Annotated in this window: 23 protein-coding genes and 2 pseudogenes; 15 read left to right on the top strand and 10 right to left on the bottom strand. The window is 71.1% G+C overall.

Annotation, left to right across the window (positions count from 1 at the left end; all coding sequences use genetic code 11):
• Positions 1–9 precede the first annotated feature (9 nt).
• The gene (locus tag OG306_RS26750) at positions 10–996 is read left to right on the top strand and encodes an ArsR/SmtB family transcription factor (RefSeq protein WP_266748637.1); all 987 of its coding nucleotides are present in this window, start codon (positions 10–12) and stop codon (positions 994–996) included.
• A 61-nt stretch (positions 997–1,057) separates the two neighbouring features.
• Here the strand turns inward: OG306_RS26750 and OG306_RS26745 are convergent, their stop codons facing one another.
• Positions 1,058–1,354, bottom strand: a complete 297-nt coding sequence (locus OG306_RS26745; RefSeq protein WP_266748636.1) for an MTH1187 family thiamine-binding protein — start codon at positions 1,352–1,354, stop codon at positions 1,058–1,060.
• Positions 1,351–1,701, bottom strand: coding sequence for a DUF3817 domain-containing protein (locus OG306_RS26740; protein WP_266748635.1), 351 nt, complete (start codon positions 1,699–1,701; stop codon positions 1,351–1,353). Before OG306_RS26740 ends, OG306_RS26745 begins: the two co-directional genes overlap by 4 nt.
• Positions 1,702–1,967: 266 nt before the next feature.
• Between OG306_RS26740 and OG306_RS26735 the strand changes: the two genes are divergently transcribed.
• The 4 genes from OG306_RS26735 (at position 1,968) to OG306_RS26720 (ending at position 4,613) form a co-directional block, all read left to right on the top strand.
• Positions 1,968–2,600: an AIM24 family protein gene (locus OG306_RS26735; RefSeq protein WP_266752455.1), complete on the top strand. Its 633-nt coding sequence runs from the start codon at positions 1,968–1,970 to the stop codon at positions 2,598–2,600.
• Positions 2,600–3,250, top strand: coding sequence for an AIM24 family protein (locus OG306_RS26730; RefSeq protein ID WP_266748633.1), 651 nt, complete (start codon positions 2,600–2,602; stop codon positions 3,248–3,250). The genes OG306_RS26735 and OG306_RS26730 overlap by 1 nt, the downstream gene beginning before the upstream one ends.
• The gene (locus OG306_RS26725) at positions 3,247–4,011 is read left to right on the top strand and encodes an AIM24 family protein (RefSeq protein ID WP_266748632.1); all 765 of its coding nucleotides are present in this window, start codon (positions 3,247–3,249) and stop codon (positions 4,009–4,011) included. Before OG306_RS26730 ends, OG306_RS26725 begins: the two co-directional genes overlap by 4 nt.
• Before the next feature lie 125 nt (positions 4,012–4,136).
• Entirely contained in the window at positions 4,137–4,613 is a 477-nt protein-coding gene (locus OG306_RS26720; RefSeq protein WP_266752453.1) for a MarR family winged helix-turn-helix transcriptional regulator, read from the top strand.
• On the opposite strand, the pseudogene OG306_RS26715 reads toward OG306_RS26720, so the two are convergent.
• A pseudogene (locus tag OG306_RS26715) lies at positions 4,572–5,641 on the bottom strand (HAMP domain-containing protein); the annotation flags it as partial. The gene OG306_RS26720 and the pseudogene OG306_RS26715 overlap by 42 nt on opposite strands.
• Positions 5,638–5,936: pseudogene (locus tag OG306_RS26710) on the bottom strand (winged helix-turn-helix domain-containing protein); the annotation flags it as partial. The pseudogenes OG306_RS26715 and OG306_RS26710, both read right to left, overlap by 4 nt.
• On the opposite strand from OG306_RS26710, the gene OG306_RS26705 reads away from it, so the two are divergent.
• Complete coding sequence (locus tag OG306_RS26705; RefSeq protein WP_266752751.1) at positions 5,896–6,051, top strand: hypothetical protein; 156 nt, start codon at positions 5,896–5,898, stop codon at positions 6,049–6,051. The pseudogene OG306_RS26710 and the gene OG306_RS26705 overlap by 41 nt on opposite strands.
• Positions 6,052–6,075: 24 nt before the next feature.
• Here the strand turns inward: OG306_RS26705 and OG306_RS26700 are convergent, their stop codons facing one another.
• The 4 genes from OG306_RS26700 to OG306_RS26685 form a co-directional block, all read right to left on the bottom strand.
• Entirely contained in the window at positions 6,076–8,382 is a 2,307-nt protein-coding gene (locus tag OG306_RS26700) for a protein kinase domain-containing protein (protein WP_266748631.1), read from the bottom strand.
• A gap of 28 nt (positions 8,383–8,410) precedes the next feature.
• A complete protein-coding gene (locus tag OG306_RS26695) occupies positions 8,411–10,885 on the bottom strand; it encodes a protein kinase domain-containing protein (RefSeq protein ID WP_327258756.1) in 2,475 nt (824 codons plus the stop codon).
• Between the two features lie 371 nt (positions 10,886–11,256).
• Complete coding sequence (meaB, locus tag OG306_RS26690; RefSeq protein WP_266748629.1) at positions 11,257–12,213, bottom strand: methylmalonyl Co-A mutase-associated GTPase MeaB; 957 nt, start codon at positions 12,211–12,213, stop codon at positions 11,257–11,259.
• A 142-nt stretch (positions 12,214–12,355) separates the two neighbouring features.
• Positions 12,356–13,555: an acetyl-CoA C-acetyltransferase gene (locus OG306_RS26685; protein ID WP_266748628.1), complete on the bottom strand. Its 1,200-nt coding sequence runs from the start codon at positions 13,553–13,555 to the stop codon at positions 12,356–12,358.
• Between the two features lie 135 nt (positions 13,556–13,690).
• On the opposite strand from OG306_RS26685, the gene mce reads away from it, so the two are divergent.
• The 7 genes from mce (at position 13,691) to OG306_RS26650 (ending at position 23,410) form a co-directional block, all read left to right on the top strand.
• A complete protein-coding gene (gene mce / locus OG306_RS26680) occupies positions 13,691–14,119 on the top strand; it encodes a methylmalonyl-CoA epimerase (RefSeq protein ID WP_266748626.1) in 429 nt (142 codons plus the stop codon).
• 203 nt (positions 14,120–14,322) lie between these two features.
• On the top strand, positions 14,323–18,180 hold the full coding sequence (gene scy, locus OG306_RS26675) for a polarized growth protein Scy (RefSeq protein ID WP_266748624.1): 3,858 nt from the start codon (positions 14,323–14,325) through the stop codon (positions 18,178–18,180).
• A gap of 185 nt (positions 18,181–18,365) precedes the next feature.
• Positions 18,366–19,304 carry a cellulose-binding protein gene (locus tag OG306_RS26670; protein ID WP_266748623.1) on the top strand — a complete coding sequence of 313 codons (939 nt, stop codon included), beginning with the start codon at positions 18,366–18,368 and terminating at the stop codon, positions 19,302–19,304.
• A 97-nt stretch (positions 19,305–19,401) separates the two neighbouring features.
• Positions 19,402–20,394 carry an ABC transporter ATP-binding protein gene (locus tag OG306_RS26665; RefSeq protein ID WP_266905388.1) on the top strand — a complete coding sequence of 331 codons (993 nt, stop codon included), beginning with the start codon at positions 19,402–19,404 and terminating at the stop codon, positions 20,392–20,394.
• Positions 20,395–20,399: 5 nt separating this feature from the next.
• Positions 20,400–21,179 (top strand): ABC transporter permease subunit, encoded by a 780-nt coding sequence (locus OG306_RS26660; RefSeq protein ID WP_266905390.1) that lies wholly within the window; start codon positions 20,400–20,402, stop codon positions 21,177–21,179.
• 204 nt (positions 21,180–21,383) lie between these two features.
• Positions 21,384–22,532 (top strand): ABC transporter ATP-binding protein, encoded by a 1,149-nt coding sequence (locus OG306_RS26655; RefSeq protein WP_371665673.1) that lies wholly within the window; start codon positions 21,384–21,386, stop codon positions 22,530–22,532.
• On the top strand, positions 22,529–23,410 hold the full coding sequence (locus OG306_RS26650) for an ABC transporter permease subunit (RefSeq protein WP_266748617.1): 882 nt from the start codon (positions 22,529–22,531) through the stop codon (positions 23,408–23,410). Before OG306_RS26655 ends, OG306_RS26650 begins: the two co-directional genes overlap by 4 nt.
• A gap of 29 nt (positions 23,411–23,439) precedes the next feature.
• Here the strand turns inward: OG306_RS26650 and OG306_RS26645 are convergent, their stop codons facing one another.
• Entirely contained in the window at positions 23,440–23,769 is a 330-nt protein-coding gene (locus OG306_RS26645) for an ATP/GTP-binding protein (protein ID WP_266748615.1), read from the bottom strand.
• A gap of 208 nt (positions 23,770–23,977) precedes the next feature.
• Between OG306_RS26645 and OG306_RS26640 the strand changes: the two genes are divergently transcribed.
• Complete coding sequence (locus OG306_RS26640) at positions 23,978–25,021, top strand: LLM class flavin-dependent oxidoreductase (protein WP_266748613.1); 1,044 nt, start codon at positions 23,978–23,980, stop codon at positions 25,019–25,021.
• A gap of 77 nt (positions 25,022–25,098) precedes the next feature.
• Here OG306_RS26640 and OG306_RS26635 read toward each other — a convergent pair whose 3' ends face one another.
• A complete protein-coding gene (locus tag OG306_RS26635; RefSeq protein WP_030971516.1) occupies positions 25,099–25,491 on the bottom strand; it encodes an SCO5389 family protein in 393 nt (130 codons plus the stop codon).
• 260 nt (positions 25,492–25,751) lie between these two features.
• Between OG306_RS26635 and nucS the strand changes: the two genes are divergently transcribed.
• A complete protein-coding gene (gene nucS / locus OG306_RS26630) occupies positions 25,752–26,423 on the top strand; it encodes an endonuclease NucS (protein ID WP_266748611.1) in 672 nt (223 codons plus the stop codon).
• The last annotated feature ends 114 nt before the right edge of the window (positions 26,424–26,537 follow it).

The raw sequence follows: 26,537 nt of genomic DNA, 5'->3' as shown, positions 1-26,537 counted from the left end.
AGGCAGCCGATGTCGTTCCATCTGCATTTCGACGAGAGCGATCTGCTCCGCTGCAGGTTCGCCATCTCTCCGATCTGGGAGACGCAGCAGGCGGTACGTACCCTCCTGCGCCCCGGTCGGCACGGCTACCACGAACCGTGGCTGAGGCGCATCCGGAGCGCCGCCACGGGGCTCGATCTGCGGCCGCTGTGGTCGCTGATGCCGGAGAGCGGACACAGTCCCGACTTCCTGTCCCCGCCACCGCTGGGGCCCTACGCCTCCTTCGAGGAGGAGATCGCCGGGGTCCGTGCCATCGACCCCCGGCTGGTCCGCGAGGACCTGGAGCTGACGCTCGCGTGCATGCCGGGTACCCGGGGCTCCCCCGCCGGGCGGGCGATGCTCGCCGACCCCGCACGGGCGCGGCAGGAGCTGGCCGCGTTGCTGGAGCAGGCGTGGCGGGTGCTGGTCGAACCGGACTGGCCGCGACTGCGCGCGCTGCTGGAGGCGGACATCGCGTACCACTCGCGCCGGCTGGCCGCGGTCGGCTTCTCGCGGCTGCTCGGTGAGCTGAGCCCGCAGCTGAGCTGGGCGGATTCGACGCTCACGCTGATCGGGGTCAAGGGCCGGCATTCCCGGGTGCTCGGCGGTCAGGGCCTCGTCCTCATGCCGAGCGTCTTCGCCTGGCCGGATGTGGTCAGCGGGTACGAGCCGCCCTGGCAGCCCGCGGTGATCTACCCGGCGCGCGGGATCGGCGCTCTGTGGACGGAGCCCGCGGACCGCACGCCGAACACGCTCGCCCAGCTGCTGGGGCGGGCGCGGGCCGATGTGCTGTGCGCGCTCGACGAACCGGCCGGGACGAGCGCGCTCGCGCACCGGCTGGGCCTGGCGCCGTCCTCCGTGTCGGAGCATCTGTCGGTGCTGCGGGCGGCGGGGCTGCTGACGTCGCGGCGGTATGGACACCAGGTGCTGTACGAGCGGACGCCGCTCGGGATCGCCCTGGCGGTGCCGACCGAGTAGACCTGGATGACGAAGAGCCCTCCTGCCGTGCGGCAAGGGGGCTCCTCGGGTGGTACGGGCGTCAGTCCGCGAGGTACCGCTCGACCGTCTCGACCTTGGAGGTCAGACCGTCGGTGACACCGGGGCGGATGTCGGCCTTCAGTACGAGGGAGACGCGTCCGGCGCGGGCCTCGACGGCGGCGACGGCCCGCTTGACCACGTCCATGACCTCGTCCCAGCTCTCGCCCTCGATGGAGGTGAACATCGCGTCCGTGCGGTTGGGCAGCCCGGACTCACGGACGACCCGGACGGCGTCGGCGACGTACTCACCGACGTCCTCACCGACGCCCAGCGGACTGACCGAGAACGCGACGATCATGCGCTGACCACGCCTTCCCGGCGGGCGCGGGCGGCGATGGCGCCGTCGGCCTCGTAGCGCTTGAGCACCTTGTCGCCGTACAGGCCGCCGAACGGCAGCAGTGCGAGCAGGAAGAAGAGCGCGACGCGCTTCAGCGGCCACTTGGTCTTGGCCCAGACGTCGAGGAGCAGCACGGCGTAGATGACGAAGAGGACGCCGTGCAGGATGCCGAGCGGCATCATCAGGAAGTCGATGTCGGAGACCCGGCTGAGGATCGAGCCAAAGATGATCAGTGCCGGGAAGGAGAGCGCCTCGGGAACCGAGATGAGGCGCAGCCGGTGCAGGGCGGTAGCGGTCTTGACGTCCACGAGGGCACCTTCGGTGGGAGGATCGTGACAGCTTGTGAATGCAGGCACAAGCGCGTTCCATTGTGGCATCGACCCGGGCGGTGGTCGGTGCCGGGGCCGTATGTCGCCGGTCACGTGTCGTCGGCCGGGCCCGGTACCCCGTACGGGTACGTCCCGATTGCGTCCGGGTCCCGTACCGGATGCGTATCAGGGGCCGTTCAGGGGGCCGGTTCCTCCCCTGGGCCCTGTCCCGGCCGGGCCGCTGCGGTTAACGTCGCTCCGTGGCAATGTTCCGACTCCAAGGCAGCAGAACGCTCGCCGTCGACCTGGCCGACGACGCCGTGAAGGCGAAGAACGGTTCGATGGTCGCGTACGACGGCCGGATCACGTTCAAGAAGATGACCGGCGGTGGTGACGGCCTGCGCGGCATGGTGACCCGCCGGCTGACCGGCGAGCAGATGGCCGTGATGGAGGTGAAGGGGCAGGGCACCTGCTACTTCGCCGACCGCGCGAGCGAGATCAGTCTCGTCTCGCTGCGCGGCGACAAGCTCTGCGTCGAGGCGAGCAATCTGCTCTGCACCGACGCCGGGCTGCGCACCGGCACCACCTTCACCGGCCTGCGCGGCGGGGCGAGCGGCAACGGCCTGTTCACCACCACCGTCGAGGGCACCGGACAGGTGGCGATCATGTCGGAGGGTTCGGCGGTGGCGCTGCGGGTCTCGGCCTCGTACCCGCTGTTCGTCGACCCGGGCGCCTACATCGCCCATCAGGGAAACGTGCAACAGCACTTCCAGTCCGGGGTGAACTTCCGGACGCTGATGGGCGAGGGCTCGGGCGAGTCCTTCCAGATCCGCTTCGAGGGCGAGGGCATCGTCTACGTCCAGCCGAGCGAGCGGAACACCATCGGGGGCGATGTCTGATGCCGTTCCGCGAGATCAACTCGAAGATGGTCGAGGCGACGGTCGTTCCCGGCCAAAAGATGTACAGCCAGCGCGGCGCGATGCTCGCCCACCAGGGCGAGGTGTCGTTCACCCCGAACATCCAGGGCGGTCAGGGCGGTGTGATGTCGATGATCGGCCGCCGGGTGGCCAATGAGGCGACCCCGCTGATGACGGTCGAGGGCAATGGCACGGTGATGTTCGGCCACGGCGGACATCACATCCAGGTGATCAACCTGGCCGGCGACACCCTGTACGTGGAGGCCGACCGGCTGCTCGCCTTCGACGGGACGCTCCAGCAGGGCACGATGTTCATGGGTTCGCAGGGCGGGGTGATGGGCATGGTGCGCGGTCAGGTGACCGGGCAGGGGCTGTTCACCACCACCCTCAAGGGGCATGGCGCGGTCGCCGTGATGGCACACGGCGGGGTGATCGAGCTGCCGATCACCCCGGGCCGTGAGGTGCACGTGGACCCGCAGGCGTACGTCGCACACCACGGCGACGTGCGCAACAAGCTCTCCACCGCGCTCGGCTGGCGCGAGATGGTGGGGCGCGGCTCCGGCGAGGCGTTCCAGCTGGAGCTGAGCGGCAGCGGCGCGGTGTACGTCCAGGCCTCGGAGGAGAAGCTGTGAGCACGCCCGTGGTCTTCGACCCGATGACGCTGCCGTCGGACGACAACGTCAACTCCTACACCTTCTGCGTGGAGCTCAAGGGGAGCCAGTGGTTCCTGCAGAAGGGCAAGATGATCGCCTATTACGGGCGGATCGAGTTCAACGGCATCGGTCACGGCCGCTTCGAGCGGCTGATCCGTACGAGCTTCCACTCGCCGCTGCACGTGAGCGACTGGGTGGTGGCCGAGGGCAGCGGCAAGATGCTGCTCGCGGACCGGGCCTTCGACGTCAACTCGTACGACCTTCAGGACGGGAATCTGACGATCCGGTCCGGCAACCTCCTCGCGTACCAGCCGACGCTGGCGCTCAAGCAGTCCATCGTGCCGGGTTTTCTGACGCTGATCGGCACGGGGAAGTTCGTGGCGGCGTCCAACGGTCCGGTGGTCTTCATGGAGCCGCCGCTGCGGGTCGATCCGCAGGCCCTGGTGGGCTGGGCGGACTGCCCCTCGCCGTGCCACCACTACGACCACGGCTATATGACCGGCGTGCTGGGCGGGCTGCGGTCGCTGACCGGGATCGGCGGAACCTCGGGCGAGGAGCACCAGTTCGAGTTCGTCGGTGCGGGTACGGTGCTGCTCCAGTCGACCGAGATCCTGATGCCCGAGCAGCCGACCGGGGCGGTGCCGCAGCAGCCGGGGGTCCCGGGCGGGGGCGGTCAACCCGGGTCCGCATCCCGCATGCCCGGTCAGCTCGGGGATCTCCAACGCCGCTTCGGGTTGTGAACGGTAACCTGCGGAGTGTGACGTCGAACGTCCGCACCCCGCATCCGAGTCCGCCTCCGGGCGGGTGCCGGGCGTCACACTCCCCCACTTCGTCCGGCTTTCAACTTCTTAGGTAGAATCCACATATGGAGACCGAGACGGCCACCCGCTGGCTGAACGACGCGGAGCAGTGCGCCTGGCGTACCCACCTGGACGTCAGCAGGCTGCTGACCCACCAGCTGGAGAAGGACCTCCAGCCCTTCGGGCTGACCATGAACGACTACGAAATCCTGGTCAATCTCTCGGAGTCGGATGACCAGCGCATGCGGATGAGCGATCTCGCCACCGCGACGCTGCAGTCCAAGAGCAGGCTCTCGCACCAGATCACCCGCATGGAGAGCGCGGGCCTGGTCCGCCGGGAGAACTGCGAGTCCGACCGGCGCGGTCTGTACGCGGTCCTCACCGAGGACGGCGCGGAGACGATGCGGAAGGTGGCTCCGCACCACGTGGCGTCGGTGCGCAAGCACTTCATGGACCTGTTGACGCCTCAGGCGCTGGCGGAACTGCACGCGGCGCTGGCCCCGGTCGCCGATCATCTGCGGGGCCGACGCGGCAAGGTGTGACCCGCGGGGCGGCGACGGCCTGCTGCGGCGGGCGGCCTGAGCGGTCAACCGGGCCAGCAGCAGCAGATCGGCCGCCAGCGCCTGCAGCCGTACGGTGTCGGCGACCGCGCCGGCACGTCCAGCAGCTCCGGATGCGCGGCGCCCACCTCCAACTGGGTGCGCAACGAGGCGATCGGGCTGCGCAGTTCGTGCAAGGCGTCCGCGACGAAGCGCCGCTGGCGGTCCACCGATGCCTCCAGGGCCGTCAGGGTCTCGTTGGTGGTACGGGCCAGCCGGGCGATCTCGTCGCGCGAACCGGGCTCGGGCACCCGCCTGCTCAGATCCTCCGAGGCGGTGATCGCGGCCATCTCGCGCCGGATGCCCTCGACCGGGCGCAGCGCCCGCCGGGTCACCAGCCCCGTCACCGCGGCGACGACGAGCAGCAGCACCGGGAGCCCGATCAGCACCGCGTCGCGCACACTGCCCACCGCCTCCTGCTCGGCGGCCAGCGGGGCGCCCGCGTGGACGGTCAGGGTCACCCCGGCGGAGGTGGCCGCCCGCACGGAAGCGAAACGGTAGTCGGCCGTGTCGCCGTCGACGGTGGCGGTGCCGTTGCCGAAGTCCGGGTCGCCGGAGTCGGCTTCGCCCCGTCCGGGGGTACTGTGCCGCCCGTCGTCGCCATCGCTGCCGCCGTCGTCGGAACCCTCGGAGGCCGTGGGGTCCCCCGCGGCCGGCGACCTGGCCGAAGTGACCTGGTCCGTGCCCGTGCCGGAGATCGCCTCCAGGTCCTTGGAGACGGCCACCACGCGCCCGTCCTCGTCGGTCACCTGGACCGGATTGTCCTCCTCGGCGCGCATCTCCAGCCGGTCGTACGGCACGTCGAGGGCCAGCTGCCCGGCCACCTCGCGGGCCACCACCTCGGCCTGCAGCTCCGCCTGGTCGGTGAGGTTGGCGCGCAGGACGAGGAGTACGGCCAGCCCGGCGCCGATCAGTGCCACGGCGACCACCACGGTGGCACCGAGCGCGGCCCTGGCCCGTACCGACCTCACAGCGCCTCCAGCCGGTATCCGGCGCCGCGCACCGTACGGATGGCCGCGGCGCCGAGCTTGCGGCGCAGCGCGCTCACGTACACCTCGACGATGTTCGGGTCGCCGTCGTAGGCGAAGTCCCAGACGTGTTCCAGGATGTCCGCCTTGCTCACCACCTGCCCGGCCCGCAGCACGAACTGTTCCGGCACCGCGAACTCCTTGGTGGTGAGGGCGATTTCGGCTGTGCCGAGATGCACCCGGCGGCGGCGGTGTCCATGCGCAGAGCACCTGCGGTGACCACCGGCGAGGCCGTGCCGCACGAGCTGAACGTCGACGCCAAGACGGCCAAGGTCACGGTGGACCGGTCGGACGACGGCCATGACCGCGATGACGACGACCACGGCGACGACCGCCACGGGGACGACGACTAGGACGCGGCTAGGACCGGGGAGAGCTCAGGGCGCGTACCCGGAGAGGACTCTTCCGTCCTCGAAGCTCAGGAACACCACGTCTCCCTTCGCCAGCAGGGAGACGGTTCCCGGGTCGGCCCCGTTGGCGGATTCGTCCGGCCAGCCGTCGTACCGCTTGGTGTTGACCGGGATGTCCTGCCCTTCGGGGGCGAATTCGTAGGACTCCACATAGTCCTCCGTGACGAGGTAGGCGTGGTCGCCGACGACGACCGGTGCGCCCGAGTAGTCCACTGAGTCGGGCGTCGTCCAGTTCTGCCGCCCGTCGGCAAGTCCGAAGGCGTACACCCGTTCCTCGCTGCTCAGCACGACCGTGCCGCCCTGGGTGACGGCGGGCCGGTAGGCGATGTCCACTCCGTCGGCGATCGTCCGGCGGTTCTGCGGGGCGGTCACATCGACGACCGTCAGACCGTTCGGCCCCGGACAGAGCAGTGCCATCCCCTTCAGGACAGGCATGCGGCAGGTGATGTCGCCGGGTCCGGTGCCTCCCGACCTCGCCCCGTCCGCACCCTTCAGGACGGTGACGACATCGCCGACCGCGACGAGCCGACCGTCGGCGAAGGCCAGTTCCCCTTCGCCGGCTGTGTCGTCCCACGGCTTGTCCCACTTGCGGGTGTGCGCGCCGGTGAGCTGGTGGGCGAAGATCCGGGCCGCACCTGTGCCGGTGGCCCTCGTGGCGTAGTACAGAACTCCGCCCGACTGGACGGAGTCGGTCACCCGGGTGCCGTCGGGCAGCGGCTCGCGCCACTTCTCGGCGCCGTCGGCCAGGCCGAGCGCCACCAGGGCCCCGTCCGAGAACGCGTACACGGTGTTGCCGATCACTGCGGCCACCGAGGCCGGTCCGGTGCCCGCCTTTCCCGGCTCGGTCTGCCAGCGCTGCTTGCCGTTCGCGGCGTCCAGCACGGTGATCCGCTGCGGGCCGCCACAGACCAGGGACGTGTCCGCGAGTACGCACTCGACGCGGCCGTTTGCGATCCTGACGTGCCAGGGCTGCCAGCCTGCGGGCTTCCCGGAGGCATCTGCGGCAACCGTCCCGAAATCGCCGGTGTGTCCCGAGTCCGCGCCCGGAATGACGGCGGGCCCGGCCTTCGTCCGCACAGCGTCCGTGGCGGCAGCGGTCGGCTGCGCGCCGTCACCGGCTCCGCCCGCCTTGCCGTCGCCCCCGCCGTCCCCCTCGAAGAGACCCGGCAGCAGCACCGCCCCCAGCACCACGCACACCGCCGTGGCCGCTGCCGCCAGCCCGATCCACAGTCCCTTCTTGCCCTTGCCGTCGCCGGGCACGGACACGGGCACGACGGGCGTCGGAGCGAGGGCGGGCCCGCCGGGGTGCGGGGCACCGGACGGGACCGGTGGCGCGGCAGCGGACGGCGCAGCCGCCTCCACGACGGCGCGCGCCCCCGCCGCGTGCGCGGCGAGCTGCCCCCGTACCGCTTCCGTCCAGGGAAACGGTCCGCCCGCCGCCGCGCCCACCCGGTCTCCCGGCAGCAGCATGCCGGCCAGTTGCCGAGGGGTCGGCCGGGCCTCGGCGTCGCTGCGCAGGCACTCCTCGATCACTGCACGCAACTGCGGTGGCACACCTGACAGTTCGGCCTCGCCCTGGGCGATCCGGAAGATCACGGCAGCCATGTCGGAGTCGTCGAACGGGCCCCGACCGGTCGCCGCGAAGGCGAGCACCGCACCGAGGCAGAAGACGTCCGACGCCGGTACGAGCGACCGTGAGCCGTTGACGTGCTCGGGCGAGATGTAGCCGGGGCTGCCCACGACCACACCGGTCCGGGTGAGCTGGGTGGCATCGAAGGCCTGGGCGATCCCGAAGTCGATCACTTTCGGCCCGTCGGCGCCGAGCAGCACATTGCCCGGCTTGAGGTCGCGGTGGAGTACGCGTACCGCGTGCATGTCGGCGAGCGCGCGGGCGAGACCGGCGCCCATCTCGCGCACCACCGGCTCGGGCATCGGCCCGCCACGGATCACCGCCTCGGCGAGCGAGGGGCCCGGGACGTACTCGGTCGCCAGCCAGGGCAGCCGGCCGCTCGCGTCGCCGCCGACGAGGGATGCGGTGTGCGGACTGCAGACTGCACCCGCCGCGTCGATCTCGCGCCGGAAGCGGATCCGGAAGCCGTCGTCGAGGTCGAGGTCCGGGCGCACGGTCTTCAGCGCGACCAGCCCGGCGGTGGTGTCCCCCGCACCGGCGGGCCGGGCCAGATACACCTCGCCCATGCCGCCTGCACCCAGCAGTCCGAGCAACTGGTACGGGCCGATCAGCCTGGCTCTGCCGGGTGGAAGCGGCTCGATCACTGCACGGTCCCCTCAAGCGGTTCGTCGTTCATCCGGGCAGCGGTACGGAGACCGTGGTGCCGTCGTCGTACACGACGTGCACGACGCCGCCGACCGGCAGCACCTGCGGGTCGAGCAGTTCCTGCTCCAGATCGATGCCGTTGGTGACGCTGTCGTAGGTCGGTGTCCTGGTCGGGCCAGGAGCGCCCGGAACCCGGGTCCCGGCCAGTGGGCCCAGGGTTCCGTCGGAGCGGATAGGGACCGTGTACAGCGTTGTGCTGTCCGCCCAGACCAGTGTGTCGGCGACGATCATCGGGTCGGACACCGGGTTGCTCATGCCCTGCGCCGGCTTCCCGCCGAGCGGGAACCTGCCGAGGATCCGGCTGCCGTCGCTGCTCACGACCACGAGCTCGTCGTGCACGCCTTTGCCGCCTCTGCGGAGCGTGATCACCCGGTCGTCCAGCGCGGTGAGCGTCGCCTCGGCAGCGAGCGAGGAATCCACCGGCACCCGCCCCAGCGTCTTGAGTGTCCCCGCCGAAAGCCGCAGCAGGTGCATGTCACTGCCGGAGCCCGCAGGGTCTTCGCTGGTGAAGTAGGCCGTACAGAAGGCGAAACCACCGCGCACCCGGAGGTCCCCGCACCCCGGGTTCGTCCGCTCGCCGGCCCCCTGAACGGCCTCGCCACCGGCTGTGCCGAGCAGCGTGCCGTCCTTCGGCCGAAAAGCCTTCGGTGCTTCCTCACCCACGGCGTACAGCACACCGTCGTCGGTGGCGACCGGCCAGAAGTTGCCCCCCTGGGCGTTGGAGACGCCCTGCGGGGACAGCGGCTTTCGCCACTTCTCGGCGCCGGTTTTCAGGTCGTAGGCAGCGAGGGACGCACCGTCGAACGACGGTGAGGTGGAGGCGAAGACCAGGCCGTCGACCACGACCGGCGCACTGTCCAGGTCGTGCGCCCCACCGGCTCGGGCCTCCCAACGGACCTTCCCTGTACGGGCGTCCACCGACTGCAACCGGTCGCCTGCGGCGAGCAGGACGGTGTCGTCGTACACGCGGGGGCGGGTGGCGCCGGCCGGCATGAAGAACTGTCCACGGGGTCCCCAGCCCGCCGGGCGGGTGGTCTCCCCCGCATCCAACGTCCACATCCGGTGCCCGTCCGCCGCCGACAACGCCTCGTACGTACCGTCCGTCTTCCGGCAGACCACGACGTCCCGGCCGGCGGAGCAGCCGATCGGCGATCCGGAGAACTTGCCCTGCCAGGACTTCTTCCACCCCGTCGGCCGGACATCGCGGCCGTACGGGACGGTGCCCGAGGCGTCCGGGCCGCCGTTCTCGTCCACACCGGCCACGATCTTGGCCGCTGCGGGTGAACCGCCGCCGGGAGAGGCCTCGTTGGGGGTGGTGCGGTTGTTGCGCCAGGCCAGGACGCCCCCGGTGGCCGCACCCAGCACGATCAGCGCGGCGACGACCGCGCCCAGGGTGCGCCGGGAGCGGCGCGGGGGCGGGGCGAGTCCCGGGCCCTGGGTGGGCGCGATGTGCAGGCCGGGAGCGAAGTCGGTTCCCTGGGTGGGCAATTGATGGGGGGCCGGAGGACTTCCGGCGGCCACCTCGGTCGGCGTGTATCCCGGCAGCAGCGGTCCGCCCAGTGCGACGACCCGGGCCAGCTCCCGCTCGTACTCGGCGATGTGCCGCACCACCGGCTCCGGCCATCGCGCGGCCGCGTCGGGGGCGAGCCGCTGCGCGAGTTCCGCGGCGGTGGGGCGAGCGGCGGGGTCGGCGACCAGGCAGTCCGCCAGGACGGCACGCAGCGCCTCGGGCACGTCGCCGAGGTCGGCCTCGACGTACTTGACCCGGTAGAGCACGGCGGCGACCGGCCCGTCACCGAAAGGATCGCGCCCGGTGGCGGCGAAGCAGAGCACGGAGGCGAGGCAGAAGACGTCGGACGCCGGGACGACGCGTCCGCTGCCCGCCACGTGTTCCGGGGACATGAAGGCGGGGCTGCCGACCATGCGGCTGGTGGTGGTGAGCGGGGTCGCGCCGGCGTCGCGGGCGATTCCGAAGTCGATCAGGCGCGGGCCGTCGGAGGCGAGCAGTACGTTGCCGGGCTTGACGTCGCGGTGGACGATTCCGGCCGCGTGGACGGCCGCCAGCGCGTGGGCGAGTCCGGCGCCGAGCATCCGCACCTCGGCCCCGGCCATGGCCCCCGCCCCGCGGACGGCGGCGGACAGGGTCGGTCCGGCGACGTATTCGGTGGCGAGCCACGGCACTTCGGCGTCGGCGTCCCCGTCGAGCAGCGGCGCGACATGGGGGCCGGTGACGGACCGGGCGACGGCGATCTCGCGGCGGAAGCGGCTGCGGAAGCCGGGGTCCTGGGCCACGTCGCGGCGTACCGTCTTGACGGCGACCGGGTCGCCGCCGCCGTCCGGGGCGCCGAGGAAGACCTCCCCCATGCCGCCCGCGCCGAGCCGGGCCCGTATCCCGTAGCTCCCGATCCGCCTGGGCGAGTCGTCCCGCAACGGTCCGAGCATGCGCCATTCCCCCCGTCGTCACGCATGAAACGCCGGACGCCCCGTGCTCGCGTCCGGCGGCAATCCTGCCACGAGCACGTCATCAACCGTAGCGCCGAACAGCACGGAAACCGCACGCCAGGGCCCGGCTGACGCACCCTCGGCCATCAAGGACGGGCGACGCCGGACGGCGGTTCCAGGATCCGGCACCCGCCGGAAGGGCCGTCGTGACCGGAGGTCTCCAACAGGGCCCGGCCCACCGGGACTCGGCCACCCCGAGGAACCCGGAGCGGCCCGACGGCCCGAACAGGCGCCGCGCCGGGCCGCACCGGCCGCCGACGCCCCCGAAGCGGCCCGCACGCCGCCCCCCGACCGTCCGCACCGGATCGGGATCAGCCTTCGGTGAGCCCCGCCACCAGTTCGTCCGCCGCCGCGTACGCGTCGAGGCTCCCCGCCACGATGCGTTCGGCGAGCGCGTCGATGTGGCGGTCGCCGTGCAGATCTCCGATGCGCTCGCGCAGCCTCGTGACGGCGATCGTCTCGACCTCGCGGGCCGCACGGGCCGTGCGCCGCTCGGCGAGCACGCCGTGCTCCTCCATCCACGCCCGGTGCTTCTCCAGCGCCTCGACGACCTCGTCGATGCCCTCGCCCCGGGCGGCGACCGTCTTCACGATCGGCGGGCGCCAGTCGCCCGGACCGCGGGACTCGCCGAGGCCCAGCATGTGGTTGAGCTCGCGCGCGGTGGCGTCCGCGCCGTCGCGGTCGGCCTTGTTGACGACGTACACATCGCCGATCTCCAGGATTCCGGCCTTCGCCGCCTGGATGCCGTCCCCCATGCCGGGCGCCAGCAGGACCACGGAGGTGTCGGCCTGGGAGGCGATCTCCACCTCCGACTGGCCGACGCCGACCGTCTCCACCAGGATCACTTCGCAGCCCGCCGCGTCCAGCACCCGGATCGCCTGCGGGGCCGACCAGGCGAGGCCGCCCAGATGTCCGCGGGTGGCCATGGAACGGATGTAGACGCCCGGGTCGGAGGCGTGCTCCGACATCCGGACCCGGTCGCCGAGGAGCGCGCCCCCGGAGAACGGCGAGGACGGGTCGACGGCCAGGACGCCGACCCGTTTGCCCGCCCGCCGGTACGCCGAGACCAGCGCCGACGTGGACGTCGACTTGCCGACACCGGGCGAACCGGTCAGACCGACGACGTACGCGTTGCCCGTCAGCGGCGCCAGGGCCGCCATCACCTCGCGCAGCTGCGGCGACGCCCCCTCCACCAGGGAGATGAGCCGGGCCACGGCCCTCGGCCGGCCCGCACGGGCCTGCTCGACCAGGGTGGGGACGTCCACCATCACCGCTCCGTTCACTCGCTGCGTGCTCTCCGCGTACTACGCCGTGCATTACGTACGCCGTGTATGCCGTGCATTTCGTACGCCGTGCATTACGTACTACGTACGGCTCGGCCGGGCCGTTCCTGCCGGGAAACCCCGGGTCCTACTTGGGAACGCGGATGATCAGCGCGTCGCCCTGACCGCCGCCGCCGCACAGCGCCGCCGCCCCGGTGCCGCCGCCGCGCCGCTTCAGCTCCAGCGCGAGGTGCAGCACCACGCGGGCGCCGGACATACCGATCGGGTGACCCAGCGCGATGGCGCCGCCGTTGACGTTCACCTTGTCGGGGCTGACGCCGAGGTCCTTCATCGACTGGACGGCGACCGCCGCGAACGCCTCGTTGATCTCGATGAGGTCGAGGTCCGCGGCCTCCAGGCCTTCCTTCTTCAGGGCGTGCTTGATGGCGTTGGACGGCTGGGACTGGAGGGAGTTGTCCGGGCCCGCCACGTTGCCGTGGGCGCCGATCTCGGCGATCCAGTCCAGGCCCAACTCCTCGGCCTTGGCCCTGCTCATGACGACGACCGCGGCGGCGCCGTCGGAGATCTGCGAGGAGGTGCCCGCGGTGATCGTGCCGTCCTTGGTGAAGGCCGGGCGCAGCTTGCCGAGGGACTCCGTGGTCGTCTCCGGGCGGATGCCCTCGTCCTTGGAGAAGAGGACCGGGTCGCCCTTGCGCTGCGGGATCTCGACCGGGGTGATCTCGGCCTCGAAGATGCCGTTCTTCTGGGCGGCGGCGGCGCGCTGGTGCGAGAGGGCGCCGATCTCGTCCTGGTCGGCGCGGTTCAGCCCGAGCCGGGTGTTGTGCTTCTCGGTGGATTCACCCATCGGGATGTTCTCGTAGGCGTCGGTCAGACCGTCGTACGCCATCGAGTCGAGCATCTCGATCGCGCCGTACTTGTAGCCCTCCCGGGACTTCGGGAGCAGATGCGGGGCGTTCGTCATGGACTCCTGGCCCCCGGCGACGACGACGTCGAACTCACCCGCACGGATCAGCTGATCGGCGAGCGCGATCGCGTCCAGCCCGGACAGACACACCTTGTTGACGGTGAGCGCGGGGACGTTCATCGGGATGCCCGCCTTGACCGCGGCCTGGCGGGCCGGGATCTGGCCCGCACCGGCCTGCAGCACCTGGCCCATGATCACGTACTCGACCTGGTCGCCGCCGATGCCGGCCCGGTCCAGCGCGGCCTTGATGGCGAAGCCGCCGAGATCGGCCCCGGAGAAGCTCTTCAGTGAGCCAAGGAGCCGGCCCATGGGCGTACGCGCGCCCGCGACGATCACTGAGGTGGTACCGGTCGTTCCTGACATGAGACACGGCCCCTTGGGATGAGGAGTGAACGAGGGTTTACACGAATGTACTGAGCGGTACCTCGTCCGTCATCCCGCAGCCGGTGTGATCGCGCGCACGTTGCGTAACCATCGGTGGAGCGCTGCACTGGTGGCATGCTGACGCGAATCGACCACATCGGGATCGCCTGCTTCGACCTGGACAGGACCGTCGAGTTCTACCGCTCGACCTACGGGTTCGAGGTGTTCCACTCCGAGATCAACGAGGAGCAGGGCGTACGGGAAGCCATGCTCAAGATCAACGATACGTCCGACGGCGGCGCTTCCTACCTTCAGCTCCTGGAGCCGACCCGGGAGGACTCGGCCGTGGGCAAGTGGCTCGCGAAGAACGGTGAGGGCGTCCACCACATCGCCTTCGGCACCGCGGACGTCGACGCCGACGCCGCGGACATCCGGGAGAAGGGGGTCAGGGTGCTGTACGAGGAGCCCCGGACCGGGTCCATGGGGTCCCGGATCACCTTCCTCCACCCGAAGGACTGCCACGGCGTTCTGACCGAACTGGTCACGTCCGCAGCGGAGCACTGACCTCCGGATACCCGGCCCGGTAGAGTGGGCAGTTCCGGGCCGGGGCCGGGTCGGGGCCGCGCCGCGTCCTCAGCCGTTGATCTGTCACCATTCCCCGGGGGACCGTTCACCGGTGAACGGTACTCGTTGGAGAGTTGCGACCAGGGTTGGGGTCTCCCCTGCTCGAACGAAGTTGAGAGCTCGGGGAAGGATGGGACCGCGCAGTGCGGGGCTACGAACGCCAGGAGAGCCACCGAGCTGACGACGACCATCTCTCGCGGTTCGAAGCCGAGATGGACCGGCTGAAGACCGACCGGGAGAAGGCCGTCCAGCACGCCGAGGACCTCGGTTACCAGGTCGAGGTCTTGCGCGCCAAGCTGCACGAGGCTCGGCGCAATCTCGCGACCCGTCCCGCCTACGACAGCGCGGACATCGGCTACCAGGCCGAGCAGTTGCTCCGTAATGCCCAGATCCAGGCCGAGCAGCTGCGGACGGACGCCGAGCGGGAGCTCCGTGACGCCCGTGCGCAGACGCAGCGCATCCTGCAGGAGCACGCCGAGCACCAGGCGCGGCTCCAGGCCGAGCTGCACAACGAGGCCGTGCAGCGGCGCCAGCAGCTCGACCAGGAGCTGGCCGAGCGCCGCCAGACCGTCGAGTCCCACGTCAACGAGAACGTCGCCTGGGCCGAGCAGCTCCGCGCCAGGACGGAGTCCCAGGCCCGCCGGCTGCTGGAGGAGTCCCGTACCGAGGCCGAGCAGTCCCTGACGGCGGCACGCGCCGAGGCGGGGCGGCTGGCGGAGGAGACCCGGCAGCGGCTCGGTTCCGAAGCGGAGTCGGCCCGTGCCGAGGCCGAGGCGATCCTGCTGCGTGCCCGCAAGGACGCCGAGCGGCTGCTGAACGCCGCCTCCAGCCAGGCGCAGGAGGCCACCAGCCACGCCGAGCAGCTGCGGACGTCGACGACGGCGGAGACCCAGCAGACCCGGCAGCGGACCACCGAGCTGAACCGGGCCGCCGAGCAGCGCATGCAGGAGGCCGAGACCCAGCTGCGCGAGGCCCGGCTGGAGGCCGAGAAGGTCACCGCGGAGGCGAAGGAGGCCGCCGTCAAGCGGCTGGCCGCCGCCGAGTCGCAGAACGAGCAGCGCACCCGTACGGCCAGGTCGGAGATCGCCCGGCTGGTCGGCGAGGCCACCAAGGGCGCCGAGACCCTCAAGGCGGAGGCCGAGCAGGCCCTCGCCGATGCCCGTGCCGAGGCGGACCGGCTGAAGTCCGAGGCGTCCGAGCAGGCCCGCACGGCGGCCGCCGAGGACGCCGCCGCCCAGCTCGCCAAGGCCGCCAGGGCCGCCGAGGAGGTGCTGACCAAGGCGTCCGAGGACGCGAAGTCCACCACCAGGGCGGCGAGCGAGGAAGCCGACCGGATCCGCCGCGAGGCGGAGGCCGAGGCGGACCGGCTGCGCGGCGAGGCCGCCGAACAGGCCGATCAGCTCAAGGGCGCGGCCAAGGACGACACCAAGGAGTACCGGGCCAAGACGGTCGAGCTGCAGGAGGAGGCGCGCAGGCTGCGCGGCGAGGCCGAGCAGCTGCGCTCCGAGGCGGTCGCCGAGGGCGAGCGGATCCGCGGCGAGGCCCGGCGCGAGGCCGTCCAGCAGATCGAGGAGGGCGCGAAGACCGCCGAGGAGCTGCTCGCCAAGGCGAAGGCGGACGCCGAGGAGCTGCGCGGCACCGCGGGCGCGGAGAGCGAGCGGGTCCGTAGCGACGCGGCCGAGCGGGCCGGCGCGCTGCGCAAGCAGGCCGAGGAGGCCCTGGAGCGGGCCCGTGCCGAGGCCGAGCAGCTGCGTACGGAGTCCGAGGAGCAGGCCCGGTCCACCACCGTCGCGGCCGAGGAGGCGGCGGCGGGGCTGCGCGAGGACACCGAGCGTGCGGTCGCGGCCCGGCAGGCGGAGGCAGCCGAGGAGCTGACCCGGCTGCACACCGAGGCCGAGACCAAGGTCACCACCGCCGAGCAGGAGCTCACGGACGCGCGCGCCGAGGCGGAGCGCATCCGGCGCGAGACGAACGAGGAGTCCGAGCGGCTGCGCGCGGAGGCCGCCGAGCGGTTGCGGGCGCTGCGGGAGCAGGCGGAGACCGAGGCGGAACGGCTGCGCGACGAGGCCGCGGCGGATGCGTCGCAGTCGCGTGCGGAGGGCGAGTCCACCGCCGTACGGCTGCGCGGTGAGGCGGCCGCCGAGGCGGAGCGGCTCAAGTCCGAGGCGCAGGAGAGCGCCGACCGGCTGCGCGGCGAGGCCGCTGCCGCCGCGGAGCGGGTGGGCACGGAGGCCGCCGAGGCGCTGGCCGCCGCGCAGGAGGAGGCGAACCGGCGCCGCCGGGAGGCCGAGGAGACCCTCGACGCCGCGCGTACCGAGGCGAACCAGGAGCGCGAGCGGGCCCGCGAGCAGAGCGAGGAGCTGCTCGCCTCCGCCCGCAAGCGGGTCGCGGAGGCGCAGGCCGAGGCGCACCGCCTGGTCGAGGAGGCGGACAGCCGGGCGACGGAGCTGGTCTCCACGGCCGAGCAGACCGCCCAGCAGGTACGGGATTCGGTCAGCGGGCTGCAGGAGCAGGCCGAGGCGGAGATCGCCGGGCTGCGTTCCACCGCCGAGCATGTCGCGGAGCGGACGAAGTCCGAGGCGCAGGAGGAGGCGGACCGGCTCCGCGCCGACGCGCACGCCGAGCGCGAGCGGGCGGGCGAGGACGCGACCCGGATCCGCCGGGAGGCGCGGGAGGAGTCCGAGGCCGCGAAGGCGATGGCCGAGCGGACCGTCTCGGACGCGATCGCGGAGTCGGAGCGGCTGCGGGCGGACACCGCGGAGTACAGCCAGCGGATGCGTACCGAGGCCTCCGACTCGCTGGCCTCGGCCGAGCAGGACGCGACGCGCAGCCGGGCCGAGGCCCGCGAGGACGCCAACCGCATGCGTTCCGACGCCGCGGCCCAGGCCGACCGGCTGATCGGCGAGGCGACGAGCGAGGCCGAGCGGGTCCGTACGGAGTCGACGCAGCAGGCCACCCGGCTCGTCGAGGAGGCGACACAGCGGGCGAACGGGCTGGTCGACGAGGCGACGCAGCAGGCGGCCCGGACGACGGACGAGGCCGCGGACGAGGCGGAGCGGCTGCGTGCCGAGGCGGCGGCCACCGTCGGTTCGGCACAGGAGCACGCGGCCCGTACCCGCGAAGAGTCGGAGCGGGTGCGCACCGAGGCGGAGGCGGCGGCCGAGCTGATGCGCACTCAGGCCCGCGAGGAGGCGGACCTGCTGCTGGACGAGGCGCGGGAAGCCGCGGCGAAGCGCCGTGCCGATGCCGCCGAGCAGGCGGACCAGCTGATGAACAAGGCGCAGGAGGAGGCGCTGCGCGCCGCCACCGAGGCCGAGGAGCAGGCCGACACGATGGTCGGCGTGGCCCGCAAGGAGGCCGTGCGGATCACCTCGGAGGCGACCGTCGAGGGCAACTCCCTGGTGGAGCGCGCCCGTACGGACGCGGACGAGCTGCTGGTCGGCGCGCGCCGGGACGCCACGGCCATCCGGGAGCGGGCCGAGGAGCTCAGGGCCCGGCTCGAGAGCGAGATCGAGGAGCTGCACGACCGGGCCCGGCGGGAGACGTCCGAGCAGATGAGGACGGCGGGCGAGCGCGTCGACAACCTGATGAAGGCGGCGACCGAACAGCGCGACGAGGCGGCGGCCAAGGCCAAGGAGCTGCTGGCAGACGCGAATTCGGAGGCGAGCAAGGTCCGGATCGCGGCGGTGAAGCGGGCCGAGTCGCTGCTGAAGGAGGCCGAGCAGAAGAAGGCCACGCTGATCCGCGAGGCCGAGAAGCTGCGGGCCGACGCCGAGACCGAGGCGAAGCGCACGGTGGACGAGGGCAAGCGCGAACTCGATCTGCTGGTGCGCCGGCGCGCGGACATCAACACCGAGATCTCCCGTGTCCAGGACGTATTGGAAGCGCTGGAGTCGTTCGAGACACCGGCCGCCGGCGGCAAGGGCGGCACTTCCACCGGCGGCGTCAAGGCCGGGGCCTCGGCGGGTACGCGTTCGAGTGGCAAGTCGTCCGATGGGTAGTCGCCCCGTCATCTCCCGTGCTTCGGCAGGAGCGTTCAACTCTCCGAGTGGCAAGAGTTACGGTGGGTCAGCCACTCGAAAGGGGTGTCATTCTCCAGATCAAAAGGGCATCCGCTCGATGACACGCCGTCCGCACCCCTAGGATTCCCCCTAACACCTCACCGGTCTCATTCGACAGGAACCCCATGAGCGACCCTTCCTCCCCCTTCGGCTTCGAGCTCGTGCGACGTGGATACGACCGCGGTCAGGTGGATGACCGCATTACCAAGCTCGTCGCCGACCGTGACAGCGCTCTCGGCCGCATCACGTCTCTGGAAAAGCGCATCGAGGAGCTCCACCTCGAAACGCAGAACGCCCAGGCCCAGGTGAACGACGCGGAGCCGTCGTACGCCGGTCTCGGCGCCCGTGTGGAGAAGATTCTCCGCCTGGCCGAGGAGGAGGCGAAGGACCTGCGTGAGGAGGCCCGTCGCGCCGCCGAGCAGCACCGTGAGCTCGCCGAGTCGGCCGCCCAGCAGGTGCGCAACGACGCCGAGTCGTTCGCCGCCGACCGCAAGGCGAAGGCCGAGGACGAGGGCGTCCGGATCGTCGAGAAGGCCAAGGGCGAGGCCGGCACGCTGCGTGCCGACGCCCAGAAGGACGCCGCGCAGAAGCGTGAGGAGGCGGACGCCCTCTTCGAGGAGACCCGCGCCAAGGCCGCCCAGGCCGCTGCGGACTTCGAGACCAACCTGGCCAAGCGCCGCGACCAGTCGGAGCGCGACCTCGCGTCCCGTCAGGCCAAGGCCGAGAAGCGCCTCGCCGAGATCGAGCACCGCGCCGAGCAGCTCCGCCTGGAGGCCGAGAAGCTCCGTACGGACGCCGAGCGCCGGGCCCGTCAGACGGTGGAGACGGCACAGCGCCAGTCCGAGGACATCGTCGCCGACGCGAACGCGAAGGCCGACCGGATCCGCAGCGAGTCGGAGCGCGAGCTCGCGGCGCTCACCAACCGCCGCGACTCGATCAACGCCCAGCTGACCAACGTCCGCGAGATGCTGGCGACGCTGACCGGTGCCGCGGTGGCCGCCGCCGGCACCCCCGCCGACGACGAGCCGGTCACCCGCGGCGTTCCGGCTCAGCAGACCCGCTGACCCCGGAGTACCGCAGTCGTACGGTCCGTGCGACCCTCGCGCGCCCGGTTCCGCCTTTGTGGTGGCGCCGGGCGCGCGGCCGTTCTAGCGTGAACGCATGATCGAGCTTGATGGCCTCACCAAGCGCTTTGGCAACAAGGTTGCCGTCGACGGGCTCTCGTGCCGCGTCAGACCCGGAATGGTGACGGGCTTTCTGGGGCCCAACGGGGCGGGCAAGTCCACGACGATGCGGATGATGCTCGACCTCGACAACCCGACCAGCGGTTCGGTGCGCATCGACGGCAAGCACTACCGCGACCTGGAGGAACCCCTCAAATACATCGGTGCGCTGCTGGACGCCAAGTCGATGCACGGCGGACGCAGCGCGTACAACAACCTGCTCTGCCTCGCCCAGAGCAATCGCATCCCGCGGAGCCGGGTCGCGGAGGTCCTGGACACCGTCGGCCTGACCGCGGTGGCGAAGAAGAAGTCGAAGGGTTTCTCGCTGGGCATGGGCCAGCGGCTCGGCATCGCGGCCGCACTGCTCGGCGACCCGCAGGTGCTGCTCTTCGACGAGCCGGTCAATGGTCTGGACCCCGAGGGCATTCACTGGATCCGCAATCTGATGAAGGCACTCGCCGCGGAAGGCCGGACGATCTTCGTCTCCTCGCATCTGATGAGCGAAATGGCGCTCACGGCGGACCACTTGATCGTGATCGGTCAAGGCAAGCTGCTCGCCGACACCTCGATGGCCGACTTCATCCATCAGAACTCCCGTAGTTACGTACGGCTGCGCTCCCCGCAGCAGGAGCGGCTGCGCGATGTGCTGCACCAGGAGGGGCTCGTCGTGGTCGAGACGGGGAACGGCACGCTGGAGATCGACGGCGCCACCACAGAGGCGCTGGGTGAGCTCGCCGCCCGGCATCAGCTCGTGCTGCACGAGCTGAGTTCCCAGCGGGCCTCCCTGGAGGAAGCGTTCATGCAGATGACGGCGGATTCGGTGGAGTACCACGCGCACTCCGAGCTCGCCGAGGCGCCGCCTCCCGTGGGCCCGCACTGGGACGATCCGTACAGCCGGCAGACACCCTCCGGCACCGGGAAGGAGGCGTGACGACGATGGCATCGGTACCCGCGGTCCTGACCTCCGAGTGGACCAAGATCCGTACGGTCTCGTCGACCGTCTGGACCCTGATCTCCGCGTTCGTCGTCACCGTCGCGATGAGCGCGGCGCTCTGTGCCTTGATGAACGCCCAGTTCAGCGACCTGCCCGTGGCCGAGCGGGCCACCTTCGACCCGACGCTCATCAGCTTCTCCGGCATGGTCCTCGGCCAGCTGGCCATGGTCGTCTTCGGTGTGCTCGTGGTCGGTACGGAGTACAGCTCGGGCATGATCCGCACCTCGCTGGCGGCCGTACCGCAGCGTGGTTCGTTCCTCTTCAGCAAGATCGCGGTGGCCGGTGTGCTGGCCCTGGTGGTGGGCATCGTCACCAGCTTCGTCTCGTTCTTCCTCGGGCAGGCTCTCCTCGGCGATCACCGCACGGACATCGGCGCCGAGAACGTCCTGCGCGCGGTCGTCGGCGGTGGCATCTACATGGGCCTCATCGGGATCTTCTCCATGGGTGTGGCGACGATGCTGCGCAGCTCCATGCTGTCGCTCGGCATCCTGATGCCGTTCTTCTTCCTGGTCTCGCAGATCCTGTCGGCGGTCCCGGGCGCGAAGAAGGTCGCCCGTTACTTCCCCGACCAGGCCGGGTCCAAGATCATGCAGGTGGTTCCGGACGCCATGAACAGCAATCCCGCTCCGTACGGTCCGTGGGGCGGGCTGGGCATTCTGCTCGCCTGGGTGGTGGCCGCGCTGGCCGGCGGCTATCTCGTACTGAAGAAGCGCGACGCGTGAGCGAAGGGCGGGGCGTGTGACCGGAGCGCTCCGGGAGCGCGCGTCCCGCCCCCGGAAGCGCCCCGTCCGCTCCGACGCGGGGATGCGCTCGCACAACGGCTTGGCCGGAACCGTCAAGGCCTGGATATCCTCCTAACTCTTACGGGGGTGTGTGGCCGGACGGCCCGGGCCCCGACGACAGACAGAAGTCGATGGGGCTGGAGCATGATCGAGGCAGTCGGCCTGACCAAGCGCTACGGTGCGAAGACGGCCGTGCACAATCTTTCCTTCCAGGTGCGGCCGGGCGCCGTGACCGGATTCCTCGGTCCCAACGGGTCGGGCAAGTCCACCACGATGCGCATGATGCTGGGCCTGGACCGTCCGACGTCCGGTCATGTCACGATCGGCGGCCACCCCTTCCGCAGCCTGCCGAACGCCCCGCGTCAGGTGGGTGCGCTGCTGGACGCGAAGGCGGTGCACGGCGGCCGCAGCGCCCGTAACCACCTCCTCTCGCTCGCCCAGCTCGCCGGTATCCCGGCTGCCCGGGTCGACGAGGTGCTCGGCGTCGTCGGTCTGCACGACGTCGCGCGCAAGCGGTCCAAGGGCTTCTCGCTCGGCATGGGCCAGCGGCTCGGCATCGCCGCCGCGCTGCTCGGCGACCCGAAGGTGCTGCTCTTCGACGAGCCGGTCAACGGCCTCGACCCCGAGGGCATCCTCTGGGTCCGCAATCTGATGAAGACGCTGGCGTCGGAGGGCCGTACGGTCTTCGTCTCCAGCCATCTGATGAGCGAGATGGCACTCACCGCCGACCATCTGATCGTGATCGGCCGCGGGCAGCTGCTCGCCGACATGAGCGTCAAGGAGTTCATCTCCGCCAACTCGGCCGACTTCGCCCGGGTGCGCGTCGCGGACGGTGTGCGGGAGCAGCGGGAGAAGCTGACCGCCGCGCTCACCGAGGCGGGCGGCCAGGTCATGCCGGAGCCGGACGGGGGCCTGCGGGTCACCGGTCTGCAGTTGCCTCGGATCAGCGATCTGGCCCACGAGTCGGACGTACGGCTGTGGGAGCTCTCAGCGCACCAGGCCTCGCTGGAGGAGGCGTACATGCGGATGACGCAGGGCGCCGTGGACTACCGCTCGACGGCGGACCAGAAGGTGGGACTGCAGCAGCCGGTTCCCGGCGGGTACGGCGGGCCGCCCGGCTACGAGCCGCAGCCGGTGCCACAGTTGCCGCAGCAGGGCTGGTACGCCCCGCCGCCGCCCGGACAGAACCCGTACACGGCGGCCCCGGTCGCTCCGGTCGCACCCGCCCCGGCAGCGCCCGCCGCAGACCCCGCAGACCTGACCAAGAGCGAGAGCAGCGAGGACGCCCGATGACGACACCGCCGCCCCCGCAGGCGCCGTACCAGCAGGCCCCCGCCCCCGCCGATGCCCCGCAGCAGAACTGGCAGGATGCCTCGGCCGGGCTCTACGCCTCACCGATCCCGCAGCGCGCCGCCACCCTCGGTGATGCGCTCGCCTCCGAGTGGACCAAGATCCGTTCGGTGCGGTCCACGGTGTGGACGCTCGGCATCATGATCGTGCTGGTCCTCGGTCTCGGCGTGATGACAGCGGTCCTGCTCAGCGTGACCGACGCGCACACAGAAAGCGTCCCGAAGCTGAGCTTCGGCTTCTTCGGCGTACTCCTGGGCTCGATCTGTGTGATCACGCTCGGCGTGATGACCATCGCCTCCGAGTACGGCACGGGCCTGATCCGTACGACGCTCACGGCCTGCCCCAGCCGTGCCCGGGTACTCACCGCCAAGGCGATCGTCTTCTTCCTGCTCACCTTCACGATCACGACCGTGGTGACCACGGCGGTCGCCGCGCTGCATTCGGCCATGCTGGACGGCAGTGCGCCCACCGGCGGCGAGTGGCTGCGCGCCACGGTCGGCGTCGGCCTCTACATGGCGACGCTGGGGCTGCTCGCGCTGGCGATCGGCGCGCTCATCCGGCATTCCGCGGGTGCGATCACGGTCATGATCGGGGTGGTGCTGCTGCCGCTCGTGCTGGCCCTGTTCATGTTCACGAAGGCGCTGGCCGGCCTGCAGCAGGCGCTCTTCGAGTACTCGATCCCCAGCCAGCTCAGTGCCTTCTACGACACCTCGGTCACCGGATCGGGACCGTCCGGCTGGGACCCGCTGTGGATCATGCTCGGGGTGACCGCCGTGGCCATGCTCGGCGCGTACATCACGCTGGAGAACCGCGACGTCTGACCGCTTCCCGGCCCGGCCGGTGGCCGGGCTCAGTAGCGAGGCGCGTTCCTGGACCGCTGCACCTGTGTGGTGCGGCGGTCCTTCGCGTTCCAGCAGGCCTTGTGCCAGTGCCTGCGGTCATCGATCCCGCCGTACTCGGACCAGGCCACCAGGTGCGGAACGCCGGACGAGATCTCCTGGTCGCAGCCGGGGCAGCGGTAGCGCTTGCCGGCCGCACTCGCGCCGCTGACCGGGCGTACCGTCCACTCCTCGCCCCGCCACTCCTCGGTGCGCCCCCCACCGCCGTACCGGGCCCCCGGATCCGCGGTGCTGTCGTGGGGACTCTCGCCGCCTCGGGGGCGGTTGCGGCGCGGGGACACGTGACACCTCACGGGGCAGGCTGGGCAGTTCCGTCCAGCGTAGGGCCATTCGGCCGAGTCCCGTGTCCCGCAGCGCGTGGGGCGGCGCCCCGCACAGGGTGAGTTACCGGAAAATCGCAACAGCTTGCTGGTGGACCGTGCCTTTGGCACGTGTCGGACGTTGTTGCGGGTAGGGGAGCCCGCGTCGGCCGCAAGGAGGCAATTGGCGATGCGTGTGGGAACGTTCGTACTGGCAGCCCAGTTTCCGGGACAGGGGCCGGCTGAAGCGCTGCACCGCGCGATCCGGTCCACCGAGGTCGCGGAGGAATCCGGTCTCGACTCGGTCTGGCTGGCGGAACATCATTTCGTGCCGTACGGGGTCTGCCCGTCCGCCGTCACGCTGGCCGCGCTGCTGCTCGGCCGCACCCGGAGAATCCGGGTGGGTACGGCGGTGAGCGTGCTGTCGACCCAGCATCCGGTCGCGCTCGGCGAACAGGCCGCGCTGCTCCACCTCACCAGCGGCAGCAGATTCACGCTCGGCGTCGGCCGGGGCGGCCCCTGGGTGGATCTGGAGGTGTTCGGCGGGGGCCTGGAGGCGTACGAGAAGGGCTTCCCGGAGTCCTTGGAGCTGCTGCTGGACTGGCTGACCGCGCCCCGGGTCGCGGGCAACGGGGGGCGCTACGACTTCCGCGAGGTGGCGGTGGTCCCCCGGGCCGACGAACTGCTCGGCCAGGACGGCGGCGAGAGCCCGGGCGGCCCCGAGGTGGTCGTCGCGTGCACCTCGCCGAAGACGGTCCGGCTCGCCGCACAGAACGGTCTGCCGATGCTGCTCGGGATGCACTGCGGGGACGAGGAGAAGGCCGAGATGGTCGCTCTGTGGCGCTCCGCCGCGCTCGCCGCGGGACGCTCGCCCGAGAGCGTCCGGGAAGCCGGACATGTGTCCGCAGGGGTGGCCCAGATCGCCGACCGCGCCGAGGACGCCGTGGAGACGCTCGTGAAGACGATGCCCGGCTGGCTGCGGCAGGGCCTGGACGCCCATGTGACGGTCGACGGCCGGCGCCGGGTGATGCGCGACCCGGTCGCCTATACGGAGCTGCTGTGCGGCCTTCATCCGGTGGGCCCGCCCCGGCTCGCCGCCGACCGGCTCGCCGCCACCGCCGAGCGGACAGGCATCACCCGCTTCGCGCTCCTGGTGGAGGGTTCGGGAGATCTGGCGGCCACGGAGGAGAACGTAACGCGGCTGGGCACCGACGTACTGCCGCTGCTCACATGACACATCGTCGGAGCCGAGGGTGCTGCCGCCCCGGAGCCAGTTGCACCTCCCGCGGCCCGGAGCGGCAGCAGAAGCGTTTAGCAGTCCCGTAGTTCGGGCGACTGATTGAGCAACTGGCCCCTCACCGAGGTGAATCGGGCCAGCCGCTCGTCGACCGAGGCATCCAGCGGGAACACCGCGACGCGGTGGCAGTTCTGGAATGCCAGACGCACCCCGAAGTGCCGCTGCAGAGCGCCGCGTATCGCATCACTCGCAAGCGCGCGCAGCAGCTGACCACGTGCCTGCTCGTCCGGCGGGGGCGTCTGGTTGTCGGCGAATTCTCCGCCGTCGACCTTCAGCTGAGCCACCAGGGAGCTGATCATCTCCCATGCGTAGGGCAGGGAGGTCCGGACGCAGTCGACGAAGTCGGCTTCGTCGACCTCGCCTCGCTCGGCCTGTTCCAACAGCGCCGGTGAGACGTCGAGCGACATGGGTTCTCCTCTCGCGACCCCGACGACGGGTCGGGGCCTTACGGGCAGGGAAGGAGGACGGCGACGCAGCGTGCACACACGGCGACCTCCTGCTTACACGGTAAGGGTGCAGTCCTGGCCGCACCAGGAGATTGGGAACACAACCGGCCAATAACGAAGGGGAGCAAAGAGGGGCAAGACCGAAAGTCATCGGTCCGGTGATCGGCGGCGGAAGGGGGAGAATCGCGTGGAGCACCCGTCGTCGAGTAGCGTTGCCGACCATGCGTCTCGTCATCGCCCGCTGCTCCGTGGACTACGCCGGCCGGCTCACGGCCCACCTGCCCTCCGCTCCCCGTCTGATCCTGGTGAAGGCGGACGGGAGCGTGTCGATCCACGCCGACGACAGGGCGTACAAACCTCTGAACTGGATGTCACCGCCCTGCACCCTCAAGGAGGGCACGGACGACACCGCGGGCATCTGGACCGTGGTGAACAAAGCGGGCGAGAAACTGATCATCACGATGGAGGAAATCCTCCATGACTCGTCCCATGAGCTGGGTGTCGACCCGGGTCTCATCAAGGACGGCGTCGAAGCGCATCTGCAGGAACTGCTCGCTGACCGGATCGAGACACTCGGCGAGGGCTACACCCTGATCCGGCGTGAGTACTTCACCGCGATCGGACCGGTCGACATCCTCTGCCGCGACGCCGACGGGCAGACCGTGGCCGTGGAGCTGAAGCGGCGCGGCGACATCGACGGTGTGGAGCAGCTGACCCGATACCTGGAACTGCTCAACCGCGATCCCCATCTCGCCCCCGTGAAGGGCATCTTCGCGGCGCAGGAGATCAAGCCGCAGGCGCGGGTGCTGGCGACGGACCGCGGGATCGGCTGCGTGGTCCTCGACTACGACGCGCTGCGCGGCATCGAGGACGACAAGCTGCGGCTGTTCTGAGACCTCCTCCGATCGCTCTCACAAGGCCCTCGAACCTGCCCTCCGAACTTCGTCGCGAAATTCTTCTCCGAGCTTCTCCTCCGAGCCTCGTCCCCGAACTTCTTCGAACGCCGG

This window comes from Streptomyces sp. NBC_01241 (assembly GCF_041435435.1).
Classification (GTDB): domain Bacteria; phylum Actinomycetota; class Actinomycetes; order Streptomycetales; family Streptomycetaceae; genus Streptomyces.
This window is presented reverse-complemented; position numbering and strand designations above follow the sequence as displayed.